At 69.5% G+C, this 2,567-nt stretch carries 3 protein-coding genes; all 3 read right to left on the minus strand.

Translation table 11 applies throughout. The annotated features are described in order from the left end of the window. The coding region (locus ACT4N7_RS25345) for a hypothetical protein (protein WP_444831354.1) at positions 1-331 on the minus strand (331 nt) is incomplete at its 3' end. Further along, on the minus strand, positions 328-1,785 hold the full coding sequence (locus tag ACT4N7_RS25350; RefSeq protein WP_444831355.1) for an MFS transporter: 1,458 nt from the start codon (positions 1,783-1,785) through the stop codon (positions 328-330). The genes ACT4N7_RS25345 and ACT4N7_RS25350, both read right to left, overlap by 4 nt. Positions 1,786-1,788: 3 nt before the next feature. Next, on the minus strand, positions 1,789-2,567 hold a 779-nt coding region (locus tag ACT4N7_RS25355; protein WP_444831356.1), incomplete at its 5' end, for a hypothetical protein.

Consider the following 2,567-nt stretch of genomic DNA (forward strand, 5'->3'; position numbering starts at 1 on the left):
GGAAGGGGAGTATGTCGTCTCGGGTGGGTCCTGGGCAGTTCCACTCGGCGCGCAGGTCGGCGCCGACGAGCAGGTCGTCCTCTTTGAGGGCCACGATTCGGGACGGGGCGCCGTGTTTGGCCGCGAGCCGGATGACGGCTCGGCGGGCCGCGGGCAGGTCGTCGGTGGCGGAGACGATCACCACATCGGCCGCACCGTCGGGGACGCCGTCGACGCCGACCTCGGTGGTGATGTAGGTGACGGTGTGCTGGTCGTGGTCTATGTAGCGCTCGTACTCCGCGTAGCGCGCCCGCCAGCGATGGATCACGATGACATGCCGAGAGCTGCTCACGACACCCCCTCCTGCACTAGTGGTTGCGACCGGGGATTCGTCGGGGGTATCGGTGGATCGAGGTTTCCGCTGGGCGTGCCGGTGGAAGGTTCTCGTACCGGGTTGTACTCGGGCCTTGCGCCGGTGCGTCCAGCGGGAAGCTCGGCCGCCGAGACCCCCGGCGAATCTCCGGTCGTGACCACTAGTTCCTTGTGGGCGGACGGGTTCTCGGGCGCGGGCGCGGTGGCTGGCAGCTCGCGCAGGCGCGGAATCCCGGACAGCGTCAGCGGCAGTACGGAAAGGACAGTCCCGATGCCTGCGATCCACAGTCCCGCGCGCAGGCCGAGGAATCCGCCGATGAACCCGCCCGCGAGGGTGCCGAAGGTCTCTGGCCCCCGCATCAGGGTGCGCATCCCGGCGTTCATTCGGCCCATCAGCGCGGGCGGGGTGACGGTCTGGCGCAGGCTGATGCTCGCGGTGTTGGAGATCGCCGAGCCCGCGCGCATGATGAAGAACCCGGTGGTGACCATGATGGCCGTGCTGACGGTGGCGCCGGTCGCCGCGGGGATGAGCAGCGGACCGCATACCCCCACCAGGTTCGCCACGACGTAGACCGGCCCGAACGGCAGGTGTTTGACCAAAGTGGACGCGATGCCCGCGCCGATGACGCCGCCGATGGCGCCCAGCGACATGACCAGGCCGATGAGTCCCGCGTCGAACTCCAGCACCCGCACCGCGTAGACGATGAAGAGCGCCTCGACGAACACGTAGAAGAAGTTGTACATCCCGCCGCTCATCACGATCGCGCGCAGGTACGGCTGACGCACCACGAAGGCGAGCCCGTCGAGCATCTCCTTCCCGACGTGTCGCCCGGACCGCTCGGGCACCACCTCGGGCGCCTTGATCGACCACAGCGAGACCACCGACACCAGGTACGACACCGCGTTCACGACGAGGGCGAACGGCGCGGTGAACACCTGGACCAGCAGACCGCCCAGGCCGGGGCCCGCCGACTCCGCCGCCGACCAGCTCGCGGTGACCCGGCCGTTCGCGGCGACCAGGTGGTGGGGGGCGACGATGACCGGGACGTAGGACTGCCAGCAGACGTCGAACAGGACAGTGCAAACGCCGACGCCGAAGGTGATCGCGAACAGGGCGGGCAGGGTGAGCACGTCGAGCAGGGCGAAGACCGGGACGAGTCCGATGAGGACACCGCGGACGAGATTCGCCGCGATCATCAAGGGCCGCTTGGGATACCGGTCGACCAGCACCCCGAGCGGCAGTGCCACCAGCAGGAACGGGGCGTAGGTCATGAACCAGAGGAAGCCCAGTTCCTCCGGCCCGGCGTCGAAGATGAACACGGCGGTCAGCGGCAGCGCCAGTGCGGTGACCCGGACGCCGAACAGGGACACCGTCTCGCCGAACCAGAACTTGACGAAGTTCTTGTTGCGCAGCAGACGCGGTGGGCGGTCCATGGGCTACGCCGCCGCGGTCAGGGGTTCGGCGCGCACTCGGAAGTCGCGGGCGGTGGCCTCGACGGCCGCCTCGACCTCGGCACTGGTGGTGCCGCGGAACCGGAACCGGCCGCCGACGTGCTCGTAGTAGGCGTCCGCGTCGGGCAGGATGTCGCCGGGGCCGAGCAGATCCTCGGCGTAGGGTCCGGGCACTCGGCCGACCATGGGGGTGACCTCCAGGACGCGGCAGGGCCGCTTGGCGGGGGCCGGGATCAGCAGCTCGCCGGTGATCTGTCCGGTGTGGACATTGGGCGGAACCGGCGGGGGTTCCTCGGCCACCGCGAGGTGGAACGCGGCCGCCATCAGGTCGTAGCCGTGGACTTCGCGCCAGAGGAACGGCGTTTCGCCGCCGCCGACCCGGGCGCCGACTTCGAGGAACGCGCAGCGGTCGCCGTCGACGAAGACCTCCAGGTGGAACACGACCGGCTTGGCGGACAGCGCGCGCAGCGCCCGGACGGCGAACTCGCCGACGCGCGCAACGGTGTCGGGATCGTCCTCCTGCACTACGGCGAGCGTGGAGCCGGAGCGGAAGTCCAGGCAGTTGTGCAGGTAGCGGCAGGTGGCCCAGATGTCGAACCCGCTGCCGTTGAAGACGCCGTCGACCTTGTAGACCTGCCCCGGGTGGAACGCCTGGACCATGGCGTTGGCGGGCATCTGGATGTCGGTGGGGCGGTGGGCGATGACGACGCCCGCGCTGGAGCTTTCGGCTCGGGGTTTGATGACGATGGGCCAGCCGTGGTGTT

Source organism: Actinokineospora sp., assembly GCF_052390155.1.
GTDB lineage: Bacteria > Actinomycetota > Actinomycetes > Mycobacteriales > Pseudonocardiaceae > Actinokineospora.

Bases quoted from the DNA above. Each gene is read 5' to 3' on its own strand.
- ACT4N7_RS25350 (WP_444831355.1), bottom strand. From the start codon at position 1,785: ATGGACCGCCCACCGCGTCTGCTGCGCAACAAGAACTTCGTCAAGTTC.